This window comes from Pseudomonas sp. FP2254 (assembly GCF_030687695.1).
In the GTDB taxonomy this organism is placed as follows: Bacteria; Pseudomonadota; Gammaproteobacteria; order Pseudomonadales; family Pseudomonadaceae; genus Aquipseudomonas; species Aquipseudomonas quebecensis.
Map to the genome: position 1 here is coordinate 1,375,821 of NZ_CP117444.1, position 15,342 is coordinate 1,391,162.

Sequence of the window (15,342 nt, forward strand, 5' to 3'; positions counted from 1 at the left end):
CTGTCTACTTATACAGGTGTTGGCCGTCAGGCCTTATTGATTACGTGAGGACTTTAATGGACGACAACAAGAAGAAAGCCTTGGCTGCGGCCCTGGGTCAGATCGAACGTCAATTCGGCAAGGGTGCCGTAATGCGTATGGGCGATCACGACCGTCAGGCGATCCCGGCTATTTCCACTGGCTCTCTGGGTCTGGATATCGCACTCGGCATTGGCGGCCTGCCAAAAGGCCGTATCGTTGAGATCTACGGTCCTGAATCTTCCGGTAAAACCACCCTGACCCTGTCGGTGATCGCCCAGGCGCAGAAGATGGGCGCCACCTGCGCATTCGTCGACGCCGAGCACGCCCTGGACCCTGAGTACGCCGGCAAGCTGGGCGTCAACGTCGATGACCTGCTGGTTTCCCAGCCGGACACCGGTGAGCAGGCCCTGGAAATCACCGACATGCTGGTGCGCTCCAATGCCATCGACGTGATCGTGGTCGACTCCGTGGCGGCACTGGTGCCCAAGGCTGAAATCGAAGGCGAAATGGGCGACATGCACGTGGGTCTGCAAGCCCGCCTGATGTCCCAGGCACTGCGTAAAATCACCGGTAACATCAAGAACGCGAACTGCCTGGTGATCTTCATCAACCAGATCCGTATGAAGATCGGCGTAATGTTCGGCAGCCCGGAAACCACCACGGGTGGTAACGCGTTGAAGTTCTACGCATCGGTCCGCCTGGATATCCGTCGTACTGGCGCGGTGAAGGAAGGTGACGAGGTTGTCGGGAGCGAAACTCGCGTCAAGGTTGTGAAGAACAAGGTGGCTCCACCATTCCGTCAGGCTGAATTCCAGATTCTCTACGGCAAGGGCATTTACCTGAACGGCGAGATGATTGACCTGGGCGTGTTGCACGGTTTCGTTGAAAAATCCGGTGCCTGGTACGCCTACAACGGCAGCAAGATTGGTCAAGGCAAGGCCAACTCGGCCAAGTTCCTGGCGGATAACCCGGACATCGCCGCTACGCTTGAGAAGCAGATTCGCGACAAGCTGCTGACCGCAGCACCAGATGTGAAAGCTGCCGCCAACCGTGAGCCGGTTGACGAGATGGAAGAAGCCGATACCGACATCTGAAGCCAGCGATGACTGTTGTACTGGATACACTCGTCGCCGTTCGGCGCACTGCAATGGACCTGCTCGCTCGCCGCGAGCATGGTCGAGTCGAGCTGACGCGTAAGCTGCGTCAGCGCGGCGCGGAGCCCGAAATGATCGAAACCGCCCTCGACCGGTTGACGGAAGAGGGTCTGCTTTCCGAATCCCGTTACCTTGAAAGCTTTGTGTCCTATAGAGCCCGTTCCGGCTACGGCCCCGCGCGAATTCGCGAGGAGTTGAGCCAGCGCGGTTTGCAGCGTGGCGATATCGACCTCGCGTTGCGCGAGTGCGGTATCAATTGGCAGTCGCAACTGGAGGATACCTGGCGCCGCAAGTTCTCTGGTCATTTGCCAATCGATGCCAGGGAACGTGCGAAACAAGGACGCTTTTTGAGTTATCGCGGGTTTCCGATGGACATGATCAGCCGCTTGCTCAGCGGTCGAGAGATGGACGACTGAGAGCCGGAGATTTGTTCCGACAAACTGTGACGTAACCCATAGCCACTCAATACGATCCCCTGATACACCCAAAAAGGCCCGCTATGAAAATAGCGGGCCTTTTTTGCGTTTAGCGTTTATGGATTCACGCCGGCTCCGGTGCCACCCGCTGCTGCGCCGTGCCTTGGGCGTGCGCCCAGTTCTCCGGCAGGTTGATGTAGTCCACCAGCTCCCGCAACCGACCTTGATCCCGTCCATTGAAGTTGAACACCAATCGCGTCAGGTGGCTGAACTTTGCCTCATCATGTTCCTCCCCGGTATATGCCAGTTGCTGGAACTCCCCGCTCAAACGCAGGCTGGCAAATTCCGTCTGCAAGTGGGTGAGGGCGCGCTCGCTGAGCGGATGGTTCATGCGCATCACGAACTCGCGTTTCAGCCAGCGCGTGGAGTGGAAGTTGGCGTAGAACTGATTGATCTCCTCTACAGCCTCTTCGGCGCTGTACACAAGCCTGACCAGCTTAAGGTCGGTCGGCAAGATGTAGCGATTGGCCTCCAGTTGATTGCGGATAAAGTCCAAGGCGCCTTGCCAAAACCCGCCACCCGGTGCGTCCAGCAACACCACCGGCACCAGAGGGCTCTTGCCGGTCTGGATCAGCGTCAACACCTCCAGCGCTTCATCCAGGGTGCCAAAGCCGCCAGGGCACAAGACCAGCGCATCGGCTTCCTTGACGAAGAACAGCTTGCGGGTGAAGAAGAAGTGGAATGACAGCAGGTTTTCCGTGCCATCAATGGTGGGGTTGGCGTGCTGTTCAAACGGCAGGGTGATGTTGAACCCCAGGCTATGCTCCAGGCCGGCACCCTCATGCGCTGCCGCCATGATGCCGCCGCCACCGCCGGTGATCACCATCAGGTCAGAGCGCGCCAAAGCTGCGCCCACCTCGCGAGCCAAGGCATACAGCGGGCTTTCTACGGGGGTACGTGCTGAGCCGAACACCGTGACTTTGCGTCGGCCCCTGAACTGTTCCAGAACCCGGAACGCATGATCCAGTTCGCGGATGGCCTGCAGGGTGATTTTGGCGTTCCAGCGGTCGCGGTCGTCCTGGGCCATGCGCAGCACGGTGAGAATCATGTCGCGATAAAGAGGGGTATTCGGGCTGTTGGGGGCTATCTGCTCGAGCTGCGCGTCGACTTGCTGTGCGAGCTGGGGCCCGTGTTCTTCAAAATGGCGTAGCAAACTGTCATTCGATTGGTAAGGCATTCAACGTCTCCTTCTTCACAGAGGTTGGGCCGACGGCAATCGATCGTCCGCAGGCCACGACACTGCATGTGTCGCTGCATGCCATAGGCGTTGCACCTGTTTGCCTGTCGGCAAAGCGCGCTCTGTATAGTCCTTGTGATTTAAAAACCTTTGCACTTCAAGTCCGCGGGAGGGCAACCCTCTTGTGCCCGGGAAATGTTACAGGACGGCGTGAGCGCCGTTGTGCAAGGGGGGCTGGGATGGCCTGATCATGGGCCGAAAAAGCCTTGGCTGGCAACCGCTTATTGGTTGGTCAGATGGGCGAGGAACAATGGCAAAGCGGGGGAGCGCGCCGCGGGACCGCGGCGCGAGGATAAGGCCAGATTACTTTTTCTTCTTCGATGGCGCCGGGCAGTCCGCTTCCGCAAACTTCACCGAGGCCACTGGACGGTTGCTCTTGTTCTCGGTGATTTCATAACGCATCACCGCGCCCTTGGCCATCAATTCGCGGTAGCCCGCGTTCGTGCAAACGCTGCGGCCCAACTGAAAGTACACAGCCTTGGGATTGGCGCGCATCTGTTCGGCGCGGTCAGGCATCACGCTCAGGTGGTCAATTAACTGCATACCTTCAACGGTGTAGGCCACTTCGAGGGTTTTTTCGTCGATTTCCCGCGGCAGGCCCTTGTTGCTTTCAGCAGCGACACTTTGCAGCTTCCTGTTCATTTGAGCCTCCAGCAGCGAGGCCGCCTGGGCGCCGATGGGCAGGACCAGCGCAAGCGCGACGGATGGGGCGACAAGACGCAGCATGGAACGCAGCATGAAATTCTCCTGATTCGGTTACAGGTGCATAGACCCGCCACTGCGCTGTGCGTTCAGTGGCGGGCGATTATAGGTGAGGCGTCGCCACTACAGCCAGGCGTATCGCTGGTAAACTGCCGCCACTTCAACCCATTTTGAGTGACCCTGTGTCGATTTACCCGTCCATGCGGCGCATCCGATGAGCCACGCCGTCTCCCGCCTGCGTGCTCAGCGTCTGGCGCGCGCCATCAAACCCTTCGTTAATCGTGGCTCGCGCGCTGAACGCTGTTCCGGCTGCCGCGTGATTGCGCAATATTGCCTGTGCGCCTGGCGTCCCGAGGTCGCCGCCAGGTCCGCCATGTGCCTGCTGATGCACGATGTCGAACCGATGAAGCCCAGCAACACCGGCTGGCTGATCGCTGATGTCATCAAGGACACCACGGCGTTCGCCTGGTCGCGCACCGAAGTGGATCCGGAGCTGCTGCTCCTGCTGGCCGACCCGCAGTGGCAGCCCTATGTCGTGTTCCCCGGCGAGTTCGTGGCGCCGGAGCGGGTCGTCAGTGCCGTGACGGTGGGAGAGGGCAGACGACCGTTGTTCATCCTGTTGGACGGCACCTGGAGTGAAGCGCGCAAGATGTTCCGCAAGAGCCCGTATCTGGAGCATCTGCCGGTGCTGAGCCTGGCGCCTGAGCAGCTGTCGCGCTACAAACTGCGGCGCTCCAAGCGCGATGATCATTTCTGCACCGCCGAAGTGGCGGCGCTGTGCCTGGAGTTGGCCGAGGATGCGGTCGCCAGTGAGGTGCTGGACGCTTACCTTGACGTATTCAGCGCCCACTACCTGGCCGCCAAGTTCCAGCTGCCGCTGGACCCGACGGATGTCGTGCACACGCGTCTTGCGCCCTATGTCCCAGCGCTTTAGCCAGACGACGTTTGCATGATGGCACCTTACCCGCTCCCCCGCTAAACTGCCCACGGGCGTAGTGCTTGACCCCCCAGGCTACGCTGGGCATGCTGTGCGCCGATTGAGGCGCCAGCATGGAGATTCGACGTCGTTTTGCGTCGAGCACGCCCTCTGGCGATGGCTGCCTGGTCGCCGCCTTGTGTATTGGTGAACCCTGAACCCATTGGGGCTCCCATAAAAAACAGGATCATTTAATCAATGGCCACATACGAAATCCTGATAGCCGACGATCACCCGCTGTTTCGCAGTGCGTTGCGTCAAGCGGTGACGCTGGGCCTTGGGCCGGATGTCCGCCTGGTCGAAGTGGCCAGCATTGCCGAGCTGGAAAGCTGCCTGACCGATAAAACCGACTGGGACCTGGTGTTGCTTGACCTGAACATGCCCGGTGCCTATGGCTTCTCCGGGCTGGTGTTGCTACGCGGCCAGTACCCGCAGATTCCGGTGGTGATGGTCTCGGCGCAGGAAGAGGCCGATGTGGTGGTGCGATCCAGGGAATTTGGTGCCAGCGGGTTCATTCCCAAGTCCAGCGCCATGGAAGATATCCAGAAGGCGGTGCGTGCCGTGTTGGACGGCGATATGTCCTGGCCGCCCCAAGCATTTGAACACATCAATGTATCCGACGAAGCCAAGGCCGCTCGTGATGGCTTGGCCAGCTTGACCCCTCAACAGTTCCGGGTATTGACCATGGTCTGCGAGGGCTTGTTGAACAAGCAGATTGCCTACGAGTTGAAAGTTTCGGAGGCAACCATCAAGGCGCACGTCACTGCCATTTTCCGCAAGTTGAACGTGCGCACCCGCACCCAGGCGGCGTTGCTCCTGCAACAACTTGAGTCAATTTCGCAGCATTAAGATCTCACCGATTCACGCTTTTTTGACTTTGCGTGATCTAGTTTCCCCACTCCTTTGGTTCAGTTGCCTACATCTATGTCGCCTTTCAAGGGTCAAACCGGTATCAAACGTATCTTCAATGCTGGGGGATATTCCCTGGATGGCCTGCGCGCAGCGTTCACCGGCGAGGCGGCATTCCGGCAGTTGGTGTTGCTCAATGTGATCCTCATCCCACTGAGCTTTTTCCTCAATGTCAGCCGTGTCGAGCGGGCGTTGCTGATTGCCGTATGCCTGCTGGCGTTGATTGTCGAGCTGCTCAACTCGGCGGTGGAAGCGGCCATCGATCGCATCTCCCTGGATCGCCATCCTTTGTCGAAAAACGCCAAGGACATGGGCAGCGCCGCGCAATTCGTGGCCCTGACCATGATTACCCTGGTGTGGGCCGTCATCCTGATCTAAGCCTCAGGCAATGTTGGGCAGCACGATTTCGTCGCTGCGCTGCACGCCGGCGGTGAATGCGCGGCAGAGTTCCAGGAACTCGCGCATCGCCGAGGTCTGGTATTTCTGCTTGTGCCAGATGAAGTAAAACTGCCGTGCCAAGTCCAGATCAGGGGTTTCCACCGGCACCAGGCTGCCACGACGAAACGCGTCACGCAGCGCCAGCCTTGAGATACAGCCGATCCCCAGACCCGACTCCACCGCACGCTTGATCGCCTCGGTGTGTTCCAGTTCGAGGCGGATGTTCAGTGCGCTGCGGTGATGGCGCATGGCTTGGTCAAACGTCAGGCGTGTGCCTGAGCCTTGTTCGCGCAGGATCCACGCTTCATGGGTCAACTCGTCCATGCTCGCCACGCCACGTTTGGCCAGGTGGTGCTGTGGGGCGCAAAACACCACTAACTCGTCTTCTACCCAGGTCTGTACTTCGATATCCGGGTGGCTGCAGTCGCCTTCGATCAGACCCAGATCAATTTCGTAATGCGCCACTTGATGCACGATATTTGCGGTGTTCTGCACGTGCAATTTCACCTGGCTTTCGGGGTGCTGCTGCATGAAGCTGCCGATCAGCAGCGTCGCCAGGTAATTGCCGATCGTCAGGGTGGCCCCGACCGCCAGGGAGCCGAAGCCGGACTTGCCGTTGAGCAGGTCTTCGATCTCCTTGGCCTGGTCCAGCAGCGCGACCGCCTGGGGCAACAGCTGATGGCCCAGGGCATTGAGACTCAAGCGTTTACCGGCGCGGTCGAACAATTGGCAGCTGGATTGACGCTCCAGTTCGGTAATCGACGTGCTGGCGGCGGATTGGGATAAAGCCAGAAGGCCAGCAGCGCGCGAAACGCTTTCCTGCTGGGCGACGGCGACGAAGACTTGCAGTTGACGGAGAGTAAATCGCATATCGATATAACCGATAACCCTTATCTTAATAATCCAGTTAACAGATATTGTCGCCGCCATTAGAATGCGCTGCAATTGCGCATTTCACATTTGGCGCAGACCCATTTCCAGGAGTTCCCCGTACATGAGCAACATGAACCACGAGCGTGTCCTCAGTGTTCATCACTGGAACGACACTCTGTTCAGCTTCAAGTGCACCCGCGATCCGGGCCTGCGCTTCGAGAACGGTCAGTTCGTGATGATCGGCCTGCAGCAACCCAACGGCCGCCCGCTCATGCGCGCTTATTCCATTGCCAGTCCGAACTGGGAAGAGCATTTGGAGTTCTTCAGCATCAAGGTGCCGGATGGCCCGCTGACTTCCCAATTGCAGCACCTGAAGGAAGGCGATGAGGTCCTCATCAGCAAGAAACCGACAGGCACCCTGGTGCTGGACGACTTGAAGCCCGGAAAACACCTGTACCTGCTCAGCACCGGCACTGGCCTGGCGCCGTTCATGAGTGTGATCCAGGATCCGGAAACCTACGAGCGTTTTGAAAAAGTGATCCTGTGCCACGGCGTGCGCTACGTCAACGAAGTCGCCTACCGCGAGTTCATCACCGAGCACCTGCCGCAGAACGAATTCTTCGGCGAGGCCGTGCGTGAGAAGTTGATCTACTACCCCACCGTGACCCGCGAGCCCTTTGAAAACCAGGGCCGCCTGACCGACCTGATGCGCAGCGGCAAGCTGTTCCGGGACATCGGCTTGCCGCCGATCAACCCCGAGGACGACCGCGCCATGCTGTGCGGCAGCCCAAGCATGCTGGACGAGACCAGCGAAGTGCTCAACAGCTTCGGCCTGAAAGTTTCGCCACGCATGCGCGAGCCAGGTGATTACCTGATCGAACGCGCATTCGTCGAGAAATAAAGCAGCCAAACCATCTGCTGACTGGACAATACAGAAGACCTGAATGTGGGAGGGGGCTTGTCCCCACCCACAGTTGGTTTGCGGTTTATCCCGCTGTCACCACTTCCAATACGCAAATCACCCCAGCCTCGGGATAGTGCCAGCGCACATCCACATCCCAGAAGCGCACCCCGTACTCGCGCTCCGGCCCAGGCGTCTGGTACGCGGGCCGGGGGTCCTGCGCCAAACACTGATCAATCAATTCCACCAACGGCTCGCCGAGACGCTGGGCATGGCCTTGTGCTTGCTGCAGCGCAGTCTTCAGCCACTGTACGGGAATCAACGCCGGCGCCCCGCTGGCGATGCGGTTGCTGGCCGTGTCGATGATGTCGGCGTAAGGCACGTAAGGCTTGATGTCCAGCACCGGCGTGCCGTCGAGCAGATCGATCCCGGAGATCCACAACCGACCCGGCTCGACCCTGTCCAGTTTCACCACCGACTGGCCGATGCCATTGGGCCGATGGGTCGCACGGGTGGCGAACACCCCCATGGACGTATTGCCCCCCAGGCGTGGCGGGCGCACTTTCAGGCGCGGCTTGTCTTCCAACGCCTGATGGAACAGAAACAGCAGCCACACATGGCTGACTTGCTCCAGGCCTTGAACGGCCTCGCCCTGGTCGAACGGCGCCACCAGCTCCAGCACGCCGCGGGCGGCCGGCGCCAGTTGCGGTTGGCGCGGGATGGCGAACTTCTCCTTGAAACAGGAGCGCACGAAACCGACGGGGGAGACCAAGTGACTCATGGCTTACGCACGCACCCGCAGAGTCAGCCCCTTGAGGAAGTTACGCAGCAACTGGTCGCCGCACGGGCGATAGTTGGTGTGGCCGAATTTGCGAAACAGCGCGCTCAATTCCGGCTTGGACACCGGGAATTCGGCGGCCTTGAGAATGGCGTGCATATCATCTTCCTTCAGTTCGAAGGCCACGCGCAGCTTCTTGAGAATGATGTTGTTGGTGACCGGCGTCTCGATCGGCTGCGGTGGACGGCTTTCATCCTTGCCACGCTTGAAGATCACCAGGCCATCGAGAAAGTGCGCCATGACCTCGTCCGGGCAGAACACGAAGCCTTCTTCTTCGTCCTTCTTGAGGTAAGTCAGCAGGTCATCCTTGGTGATGTCCATGCCGCCGAGCTTGGTGATCTCGACCATCTTGTTGTCGCTGATATCGAGCATGTAGCGCACGCTGCGCAGTACGTCGTTGTGAATCATGGTGGGCAATCCTGGTTTTCAACGGTGGACAACGCCCGGCGGGGCGCTGTCGAAAGGGGGAGCAGCTTAAAATTTCTCTTTGCCGGACAGGTAACGCCATTGGCCCACTGGAACCTTGCCAATGGACACCCCGCCTATGCGGATGCGGCGAATAGCCACGACCTTCAGGCCGACCGCCTCGCAGAACAGCGCGATCATGCCGGGTTGCGGATTTTTCAGCGCAAAGCGCAGGCGATTTTCGTTCTGCCAGCTGGCTTTTACGGCTGGCAGCTCTTTGCCTTTGTAGGTCAGGCCGTGGTTCAGGCGGTTAAGGCCGTGGGCAACCATCTCGCCTTCGACCTCCACGACATACTCCTGCTCGATCTTGGCGGCATCGGCGGTCAACTTGCGCAGAATCTTCCAGTCCTGGGTAAACACCAGCAGGCCGCTGGCCTTGGCCTGCAGGTCGGCGCTGGCGCTCAGGCGCAGGAAGTGGCCTTTGAGCGGACGCTTGCCGAAACGATGTTCGTCCGACAGGGTTTCGGCGCTGATCATCGCCATCGCGGTATCAGCATCCACACCGGCCGGGGCGTGCAGCAGGATGGTCACCGGTTCCGGCGCGGTAGCCTTGGCCTCGGGGTCGAGTTCGACTTTCTGGGTGGTGACCTTGAACTGCGGTTCGTCGATCACTTCACCGTCCACCGAGACCCAGCCGCCTTCGATAAACAGCTCAGCCTCCCGACGGGAGCAACCGACCAGTTCGATAAGGCGTTTGGAGAGGCGTATGGGGTCAGTCATGACAAGGGCCGTAACAAAAGGGGGCGGCTATTGTACCTGCCTGGCGCCGGTTAATCCCGGCCCCATTTCATTTAGCCCTGGCGCGCCTGTGACGACAGCTGGCGCAAGCGCATGCGCAGCAACGGATAAGGCTGGCCGAGGCCGTCATGCTCGGTGCGTCCGATCACCTCGAAACCTTGCTTGAGGTAAAAGGCCAGGGCCTGGGGATTCTGTTCGTTGACTTCCAGCTCGTCGGCGTTCATGCACTCCACCGCGTAGCGCAGCAACTGGCGGCCCAAGCCTTGGCCACGGTGTTGCGGATCGATGAACAGCATCTCGACTTTTCCCGCCGCTACCCCGGCAAACCCAGTGATGCGCTGGCGGGCGTCCTTGGTGCAGACCAGCATCACCGCATCCAGGTAGCGGGTCAGCACCAGGTCTTTGAGTAATACGATGTAGCTGTCGGGCAGAAAATCATGGGTGGCGCGCACCGACGCTTCCCACACCCGGACCAGTTCCGGGTAATCGCGGGTGTTAGGTGTATGAATGACCGAATGCTGCCGCATGCCCGTTGCCTCTTGCCGATGTGTGCGCCGATGGGCAAAACAATAGACCGAAAAAAGCCCCGCATCTTGTCCAGAAGCAGGGCTTTTTCAAGTTTCCAGCGATCAGTCGCGTTTTTCGGCCCACAGGTCGTATTCATCGGCGTCGGTCACGGTGCACCAGACCTTGTCGCCCGGCTTCAAACCGCTGGCATCGTCGATAAACACATTGCCGTCGATCTCCGGCGCATCGAAGAAGCAACGGCCCACGGCGCCTTGTTCGTCGACTTCGTCGATGAGCACTTCGATTTCCTTGCCGATGCGCAGTTGCAGGCGCGCCGAGCTGATGGCCTGTTGGTGCGCCATGAAGCGTTCCCAACGGTCCTGCTTGACGTCGTCCGGCACCACGGCCAGGTCCAGCAGGTTGGCCGGGGCGCCTTCCACCGGCGAGTACTGGAAGCAGCCGACGCGGTCCAGTTGGGCCTCGGTCAGCCAGTCCAGCAGGTACTGGAAGTCTTCTTCGGTCTCGCCGGGAAAGCCGACGATAAAGGTGGAGCGGATGATCAAGTCCGGGCAGATCTCGCGCCAGTTCTTGATGCGCGCCAGGGTTTTGTCCTCAAAGGCCGGGCGCTTCATGGCCTTGAGCACTTTCGGGCTGGCGTGCTGGAACGGGATGTCCAGGTACGGCAGGATCTTGCCGGCGGCCATCAGCGGGATCAGCTCGTCCACATGCGGGTAGGGGTAGACGTAGTGCAGGCGCACCCACACGCCCAAGCTGCTGAGGGCTTCGCAGAGTTCGGTCATGCGGGTTTTTACCGGCGCGCCGTTCCAGAAGCCGGTGCGGTATTTCACATCGACGCCGTAGGCACTGGTGTCCTGCGAGATCACCAGCAGCTCCTTCACGCCAGACTTGACCAGGCGCTGGGCCTCGTCGAGCACGTCGCCCACCGGACGGCTCACCAGCTTGCCGCGCATTGACGGGATAATGCAGAAGCTGCAGCTATGGTTACAGCCTTCGGAGATCTTCAGGTACGCGTAGTGGCGCGGGGTCAGCTTGATGCCTTGGGGCGGCACCAGGTCGATCAACGGGTTGTGATCCTGGCGTGGCGGCACCACGTCGTGCACAGCGTTGACCACTTGCTCGTACTGCTGCGGGCCGGTCACCGCGAGCACGCTGGGGTGCACATTGCGGATATTGCCTTCTTCCACGCCCATGCAGCCGGTCACGATGACCTTGCCGTTTTCCTTGATGGCTTCACCGATCACCTCCAGCGACTCCGCCTTGGCCGAGTCGATAAAGCCACAGGTGTTGACCACCACCACATCCGCGTCCTGATAAGTGGACACCACGTCATAGCCTTCCATGCGCAGTTGGGTCAGGATGCGCTCGGAATCGACCAGCGCCTTGGGGCAACCCAGGGATACAAAGCCGACCTTGGGGTTGGCCGTTGCGGGAGTGGTGGACATGTCTAACCTCGGTATTGAATGACGCCGCCGCCGCAAAGGGCAGGGCAGCGGACGGGCGCTTGGCGCGCCTCTGATCAAAAAGTGCGCAATTCTAGCGATGGGCAACGCACTTGACCAGCTTTATGCAGGGAAATACGACGAGCGCTGCGCTATGCTTCGCGCCGTTACGCATGGGTAAAACCCTTGGGTCAATAAAACGTCTGTTACGAGAAGTAAAACGGCGCATGCTAGCGTCGGCTTAGACGCGTTGTTCATATAAGACCTCAGGTCAAAGGGCAGGAGTGGTTGATGGGTCAGGCAAGTAGTCAGGCAGTAGGTGCCGAGCATTCAAACGCCAAACCGATTGGCATGCTGGTGGCAGCGGTCGGGGTGGTTTATGGCGATATCGGAACCAGCCCGCTCTATACCCTTAAAGAGGTGTTCAACGGCGGTTATGGGGTTCAGGTCAACCACGATGGCGTGCTGGGGATTCTGGCGCTGATCTTCTGGTCGCTGATCTGGGTGGTGTCGATCAAGTACATGCTGTTTGTACTGCGTGCCGACAACCAGGGCGAAGGCGGGATTATGGCCCTCACCGCGCTGGCGCGGCGGGCGGCGGGGGAGCGCAGACGGCTGCGCAGTTTCCTGGTGGTCTGTGGCCTGTGCGGCGCGGCATTGTTCTACGGTGACAGCATGATCACCCCGGCAATTTCCGTATTGTCGGCCGTGGAAGGCCTGGAACTGGCGTTCGATGGCCTGGAAAAATGGGTAGTGCCGATTGCCCTGGTGGTGTTGGTGGCGCTGTTCCTGATCCAGAAGCACGGCACCGACCATATCGGCAAACTGTTCGGGCCGGTGATGGTGACCTGGTTTCTGGTGCTGGGCGGCCTGGGTGTGTACGGCATCACCCTGCACCCTGAGGTACTCCATGCCCTGAACCCGATCTGGGCCGTGCGTTTCTTCGAGGCCCATCCAGGCATCGGCGTGGCGATCCTCGGCGCGGTAGTGCTGGCATTGACCGGCGCCGAAGCGCTGTATGCCGACATGGGCCACTTCGGTCGCAAGCCGATTGCCCGTGCGTGGTTCATGCTGGTGTTGCCGGCGTTGGTACTCAACTATTTCGGCCAGGGCGCGATGCTGCTGGGCGATCCCGAAGCCGCGCGCAACCCGTTTTATCTGCTGGCGCCGAGCTGGGCGCTGATCCCGTTGGTGGTGTTGTCCACCCTGGCCACTGTGATTGCCTCCCAGGCGGTGATTTCCGGTGCGTTCTCCCTGACGCGCCAGGCGATCCAACTCGGTTACATCCCGCGCATGCATATCCAGCACACCTCCAGCGCCGAACAGGGCCAGATCTATATCGGCGCGGTGAACTGGTCGTTGATGGTCGGCGTGATCCTGCTGGTACTGGGTTTCGAATCGTCCAACGCGTTGGCCTCGGCCTACGGCGTGGCGGTAACCGGCACCATGCTGATGACCACCATCCTGGTGTCGGCGGTGATGCTGCTGCTGTGGAAATGGCCGCCGGTGCTGGCGGTGCCGGTGCTGGTCTGCTGCCTGTTGGTCGACGGTCTGTACTTCGCCGCCAACGTGCCGAAGATCATCCAGGGCGGCGCGTTCCCGGTATTGGCGGGCATCGTGCTGTTCGTGCTGATGACCACTTGGAAGCGCGGCAAGCAATTGCTGGTGGAGCGCCTCGACGAAGGCGGCCTGCCGCTGCCGATCTTTATCAGCAGCATCCGCGTGCAACCGCCCCATCGGGTGCAGGGTACGGCGGTGTTCCTCACGGCGCGCCCGGATGCGGTGCCCCATGCGCTGTTGCACAACCTGCTGCACAACCAGGTGCTGCATGAGCAGGTGGTGCTGTTGACCGTGGTCTACGAAGATATTCCACGCGTACCGGCCACCCGACGTTTCGAGGTGGATGCCTACGGCGAAGGCTTCTTCCGCGTCATCCTGCACTTCGGGTTCACCGACGAGCCGGACGTACCCCAGGCGCTGAAGCTGTGTCATCTGGACGAACTGGATTTCAGCCCGATGCGTACCACCTATTTCCTCAGCCGTGAAACGGTGATTGCCTCGCGCATCAAGGGCATGGCGCGCTGGCGCGAAGGCTTGTTCGCGTTTATGTTGAAAAACGCCAACGGCAACCTGCGCTTCTTCAAACTGCCGGTTAACCGGGTGATCGAGCTGGGTACCCAGGTCGAGATGTAAGCCCACGCAGCACGGGCGCCGGCCATCGGCGCCCGTGTTGTGCTGAACCCTGTGCGATCGCGCGTTGTCGACTAGGCTCTAAGCACGCTTTGAAGAGTGCCCACAGAACCCAGAAGAGGTGCGCCATGAGTCAACTGCTCGAATCCTACACCCTGCGCCAATTGACTTTGCCCAACCGCATCGCCGTATCGCCGATGTGCCAGTACTCCAGCGCCGATGGCCTGGCCAATGACTGGCACTTGGTGCACCTCGGCAGCCGTGCGGTAGGCGGCGCTGGCCTGATCTTCACCGAAGCCACTGCGGTGAGCGCCGTTGGTCGCATTACTGCCCAGGACCTGGGGCTGTGGAACGACCAACAGATCGAACCGCTGCAACGCATTACGCGCTTTATTGCGGCCCAGGGTGGGGTGGCCGGAATCCAGCTGGCGCATGCCGGGCGCAAGGCCAGCACTCACCGCCCGTGGCTCGGCAAGCACGGCAGCGTCAAGCCTGAAGACGGTGGCTGGGTGCCGGTCGCGCCGTCGCCGATTGCCTTCGACCCCCAGCACACCCAGCCCAAACCATTGGATGAAGCCCAGATCCAGCAGGTGATCGCCGACTTCGTCGCGGCCGCCAGACGCGCCCTGACGGCCGGCTTCAAGGTAGTGGAGATCCACGCGGCGCACGGCTACCTGTTGCATCAGTTCCTCTCGCCGCTGAGCAATCAGCGCCAGGACGCATACGGTGGTTCGTTCGAAAATCGCATTCGCCTGGTGCTGCAAGTGACCGAGGCCGTGCGCGAGGCGTGGCCACGGGAGCTGCCGTTGTTCGTGCGGGTATCGGCCACCGACTGGGTCGAAGATGGCTGGAACCCGGATGAAACCGTGGAATTGGCGCGCCGCCTGAAGGACCTTGGGGTGGATCTGATCGACGTCTCGTCCGGCGGCACCGCCGCCAACGCCGAGATCCCCACCGGGCCGGGCTATCAGACGCGTTTCGCCGAACGCGTGCGCAAGGAGGCGGGCATCGCCACCGGCACCGTCGGCATGATCACCGAGCCGGCGCAGGCCGAGCACATCCTGCGTACCTGCCAGGCCGATATCATCTTCCTGGCCCGAGAGCTGCTGCGCGATCCGTATTGGCCCTTGCATGCCGACGACGACCTGGGCGGGCGCAAGGCGACCTGGCCGGCGCAATATCAGCGCGCGACCCATCGGGATCAGCCGATCCATGAGTCTGACTTGAAGAATTAGCCTTCGTCGCTTCAAAACCCACCCTGACCCGGTCAATGCCGGTCAGTTAAGAGACGGAACGGGCAACCAGTACCCTGTGGCGAGCGGGCTTGCCCCGCGTTGGGCTGCGAAGCAGCCCCAAAACATAGTCCCGGAGCTGCCTCGCATACTGCGACGCTCCTATTGGGGCTGCTGCGCAGCCCAACGCGGGGCAAGCCCGCTCACCACAGTTACAGTGTTCCT

At 60.5% G+C, this 15,342-nt stretch carries 16 protein-coding genes; 8 read left to right on the forward strand and 8 right to left on the reverse strand.

Translation table 11 applies throughout. From position 1 onward, the window contains the following. Positions 1 to 56 precede the first annotated feature (56 nt). Positions 57 to 1,115, forward strand: coding sequence for a recombinase RecA (recA, locus tag PSH94_RS06295; RefSeq protein ID WP_123714828.1), 1,059 nt, complete (start codon positions 57 to 59; stop codon positions 1,113 to 1,115). 8 nt (positions 1,116 to 1,123) lie between these two features. After that, positions 1,124 to 1,591: a recombination regulator RecX gene (gene recX / locus PSH94_RS06300; RefSeq protein WP_181080566.1), complete on the forward strand. Its 468-nt coding sequence runs from the start codon at positions 1,124 to 1,126 to the stop codon at positions 1,589 to 1,591. 124 nt (positions 1,592 to 1,715) lie between these two features. Here recX and PSH94_RS06305 read toward each other — a convergent pair whose 3' ends face one another. Together PSH94_RS06305 and PSH94_RS06310 are read right to left on the reverse strand one after the other, a co-directional pair. Then, positions 1,716 to 2,828 carry a TIGR00730 family Rossman fold protein gene (locus tag PSH94_RS06305; RefSeq protein WP_253510817.1) on the reverse strand — a complete coding sequence of 371 codons (1,113 nt, stop codon included), beginning with the start codon at positions 2,826 to 2,828 and terminating at the stop codon, positions 1,716 to 1,718. Between the two features lie 363 nt (positions 2,829 to 3,191). After that, positions 3,192 to 3,626 (reverse strand): PA3611 family quorum-sensing-regulated virulence factor, encoded by a 435-nt coding sequence (locus PSH94_RS06310; RefSeq protein ID WP_253510820.1) that lies wholly within the window; start codon positions 3,624 to 3,626, stop codon positions 3,192 to 3,194. 178 nt (positions 3,627 to 3,804) lie between these two features. Here PSH94_RS06310 and PSH94_RS06315 point away from each other — a divergent pair, with 178 nt between their 5' ends. The 3 genes from PSH94_RS06315 (at position 3,805) to PSH94_RS06325 (ending at position 5,853) form a co-directional block, all read left to right on the forward strand. Then, entirely contained in the window at positions 3,805 to 4,524 is a 720-nt protein-coding gene (locus PSH94_RS06315) for a tRNA-uridine aminocarboxypropyltransferase (protein WP_305436888.1), read from the forward strand. A gap of 240 nt (positions 4,525 to 4,764) precedes the next feature. Continuing rightward, positions 4,765 to 5,415, forward strand: coding sequence for a response regulator transcription factor ErdR (erdR, locus tag PSH94_RS06320; RefSeq protein WP_181080570.1), 651 nt, complete (start codon positions 4,765 to 4,767; stop codon positions 5,413 to 5,415). A gap of 75 nt (positions 5,416 to 5,490) precedes the next feature. After that, positions 5,491 to 5,853 carry a diacylglycerol kinase gene (locus tag PSH94_RS06325; RefSeq protein WP_003172176.1) on the forward strand — a complete coding sequence of 121 codons (363 nt, stop codon included), beginning with the start codon at positions 5,491 to 5,493 and terminating at the stop codon, positions 5,851 to 5,853. Between the two features lie 3 nt (positions 5,854 to 5,856). Here PSH94_RS06325 and PSH94_RS06330 read toward each other — a convergent pair whose 3' ends face one another. After that, complete coding sequence (locus PSH94_RS06330) at positions 5,857 to 6,783, reverse strand: LysR family transcriptional regulator (protein WP_305436889.1); 927 nt, start codon at positions 6,781 to 6,783, stop codon at positions 5,857 to 5,859. 124 nt (positions 6,784 to 6,907) lie between these two features. Here PSH94_RS06330 and fpr point away from each other — a divergent pair, with 124 nt between their 5' ends. Further along, positions 6,908 to 7,687 (forward strand): ferredoxin-NADP reductase, encoded by a 780-nt coding sequence (gene fpr / locus PSH94_RS06335; protein ID WP_181080571.1) that lies wholly within the window; start codon positions 6,908 to 6,910, stop codon positions 7,685 to 7,687. Positions 7,688 to 7,772: 85 nt separating this feature from the next. On the opposite strand, the gene tsaA is transcribed toward fpr, so the two are convergent. From tsaA to rimO, 5 genes are all read right to left on the reverse strand, one after another. After that, the gene (tsaA, locus tag PSH94_RS06340; RefSeq protein WP_181080572.1) at positions 7,773 to 8,468 is read right to left on the reverse strand and encodes a tRNA (N6-threonylcarbamoyladenosine(37)-N6)-methyltransferase TrmO; all 696 of its coding nucleotides are present in this window, start codon (positions 8,466 to 8,468) and stop codon (positions 7,773 to 7,775) included. A gap of 3 nt (positions 8,469 to 8,471) precedes the next feature. After that, positions 8,472 to 8,933, reverse strand: coding sequence for a DUF1456 family protein (locus PSH94_RS06345; protein ID WP_181080573.1), 462 nt, complete (start codon positions 8,931 to 8,933; stop codon positions 8,472 to 8,474). 66 nt (positions 8,934 to 8,999) lie between these two features. Beyond that, positions 9,000 to 9,710 (reverse strand): rRNA pseudouridine synthase, encoded by a 711-nt coding sequence (locus tag PSH94_RS06350; RefSeq protein ID WP_305436891.1) that lies wholly within the window; start codon positions 9,708 to 9,710, stop codon positions 9,000 to 9,002. Between the two features lie 71 nt (positions 9,711 to 9,781). Then, positions 9,782 to 10,255, reverse strand: a complete 474-nt coding sequence (locus PSH94_RS06355) for a GNAT family N-acetyltransferase (protein WP_266248182.1) — start codon at positions 10,253 to 10,255, stop codon at positions 9,782 to 9,784. 102 nt (positions 10,256 to 10,357) lie between these two features. Then, positions 10,358 to 11,698, reverse strand: a complete 1,341-nt coding sequence (rimO, locus tag PSH94_RS06360) for a 30S ribosomal protein S12 methylthiotransferase RimO (RefSeq protein ID WP_181080576.1) — start codon at positions 11,696 to 11,698, stop codon at positions 10,358 to 10,360. A 288-nt stretch (positions 11,699 to 11,986) separates the two neighbouring features. Here rimO and PSH94_RS06365 point away from each other — a divergent pair, with 288 nt between their 5' ends. Continuing rightward, positions 11,987 to 13,888, forward strand: coding sequence for a potassium transporter Kup (locus PSH94_RS06365; RefSeq protein ID WP_181080577.1), 1,902 nt, complete (start codon positions 11,987 to 11,989; stop codon positions 13,886 to 13,888). A gap of 125 nt (positions 13,889 to 14,013) precedes the next feature. Beyond that, the gene (locus PSH94_RS06370) at positions 14,014 to 15,120 is read left to right on the forward strand and encodes an NADH:flavin oxidoreductase/NADH oxidase (RefSeq protein ID WP_305436892.1); all 1,107 of its coding nucleotides are present in this window, start codon (positions 14,014 to 14,016) and stop codon (positions 15,118 to 15,120) included. The last annotated feature ends 222 nt before the right edge of the window (positions 15,121 to 15,342 follow it).

Bases quoted from the DNA above. Each gene is read 5' to 3' on its own strand.
- PSH94_RS06310 (WP_253510820.1), bottom strand. From the start codon at position 3,626: ATGCTGCGTTCCATGCTGCGTCTTGTCGCCCCATCCGTCGCGCTTGCG.
- tsaA (WP_181080572.1), bottom strand. From the start codon at position 8,468: ATGAGTCACTTGGTCTCCCCCGTCGGTTTCGTGCGCTCCTGTTTCAAG.
- PSH94_RS06355 (WP_266248182.1), bottom strand. From the start codon at position 10,255: ATGCGGCAGCATTCGGTCATTCATACACCTAACACCCGCGATTACCCG.
- fpr (WP_181080571.1), top strand. From the start codon at position 6,908: ATGAGCAACATGAACCACGAGCGTGTCCTCAGTGTTCATCACTGGAAC.
- recA (WP_123714828.1), top strand. From the start codon at position 57: ATGGACGACAACAAGAAGAAAGCCTTGGCTGCGGCCCTGGGTCAGATC.
- rimO (WP_181080576.1), bottom strand. From the start codon at position 11,698: ATGTCCACCACTCCCGCAACGGCCAACCCCAAGGTCGGCTTTGTATCC.
- PSH94_RS06365 (WP_181080577.1), top strand. From the start codon at position 11,987: ATGGGTCAGGCAAGTAGTCAGGCAGTAGGTGCCGAGCATTCAAACGCC.
- PSH94_RS06330 (WP_305436889.1), bottom strand. From the start codon at position 6,783: ATGCGATTTACTCTCCGTCAACTGCAAGTCTTCGTCGCCGTCGCCCAG.
- erdR (WP_181080570.1), top strand. From the start codon at position 4,765: ATGGCCACATACGAAATCCTGATAGCCGACGATCACCCGCTGTTTCGC.
- PSH94_RS06350 (WP_305436891.1), bottom strand. From the start codon at position 9,710: ATGACTGACCCCATACGCCTCTCCAAACGCCTTATCGAACTGGTCGGT.
- recX (WP_181080566.1), top strand. From the start codon at position 1,124: ATGACTGTTGTACTGGATACACTCGTCGCCGTTCGGCGCACTGCAATG.
- PSH94_RS06305 (WP_253510817.1), bottom strand. From the start codon at position 2,828: ATGCCTTACCAATCGAATGACAGTTTGCTACGCCATTTTGAAGAACAC.
- PSH94_RS06315 (WP_305436888.1), top strand. From the start codon at position 3,805: ATGAGCCACGCCGTCTCCCGCCTGCGTGCTCAGCGTCTGGCGCGCGCC.
- PSH94_RS06345 (WP_181080573.1), bottom strand. From the start codon at position 8,933: ATGATTCACAACGACGTACTGCGCAGCGTGCGCTACATGCTCGATATC.
- PSH94_RS06370 (WP_305436892.1), top strand. From the start codon at position 14,014: ATGAGTCAACTGCTCGAATCCTACACCCTGCGCCAATTGACTTTGCCC.
- PSH94_RS06325 (WP_003172176.1), top strand. From the start codon at position 5,491: ATGTCGCCTTTCAAGGGTCAAACCGGTATCAAACGTATCTTCAATGCT.